Source organism: Vibrio sp. 378 (assembly GCF_033339435.1).
In genome coordinates, this window is the sequence record NZ_JAWOUO010000216.1 from 1 (window position 1) to 964 (window position 964).

Sequence of the window (964 nt, forward strand, 5' to 3'; positions counted from 1 at the left end):
GTTGTTGAGATAGTGACTGAAAAAGGCAATACCGTAGATTTCTCCATAGTATGCAGTAAGTAAATTGTTGAGCATTTTAATGTGCGTTTGGGGGACGGATGGACGCTATTTTATAACGGAATGAAAGAGATAAGAAGTTGTGAGAATTTTATGAGAATTCGATGAAGTTACCGAGATATTTGCTCGTCATGCTTAAAGACAAGAATGACAAACGTTCGAAAGCAATGCTGCTCAAGCCAACAAAAGACGATGTTCAAGGGCTTGGGTTTCACTCTCATAAAAGGATGGATTCACAATGAAAAAACGTACCCAACTTAGTCTTGTCATGACGTCTGTTGCTCTGGCGGTTGGCGTGGCATCAGCTCAAGCGGCGGAACTAGAAATTACGGTTACCAACGCAACCAAAGGCATTTACTTTACACCGCTTATCGTCGCGGCGCATGGCTTAGATCTGCACATGTTTAAAGTCGGAGAATCCGCCACAGCAGAGCTTGAAGCGATGGCTGAAGGTGGGGATATTTCTGGATTATCGACCGTGATTGGCAACGCAGGCGGCGCAGTCGTAGAAAACCCTGCGGGCGGTATTCTCAATCCGGGCGCTGCGACCACGTTTACTTTGGATAGTGGCGATCACGGTTACCTCTCACTTGGCGCGATGTTATTGCCAACCAATGATGGTTTTGTCGGTTTAGACAGTTGGAAAATTCCAACCGAAGCGGGCACTTACAAAGCGACCTTGAACAGTTACGACGCGGGCACTGAAGCGAACGATGAGTTAGCGTCCAGCATTCCTAATCCTCCTTTTATTACCTTCGGTAGCGGTGGTACTGGCGTAGAAACGGCGGTGAGCAACGACAAGGTTCACATTCATCCGGGTAATTTGGGTGACAGCGATCCGGCTGGTGGCAAGAGTGATCTCGATAGCAGTCATCATCGTTGGTTAAACCCAGTTGCAACCATCACA

At 47.3% G+C, this 964-nt stretch carries 1 protein-coding gene; it reads left to right on the forward strand.

The window, feature by feature from the left end:
* Positions 1-295: 295 nt before the first annotated feature.
* The coding region (locus R7Q48_RS25255) for a spondin domain-containing protein (RefSeq protein ID WP_318132884.1) at positions 296-964 on the forward strand (669 nt) is incomplete at its 3' end.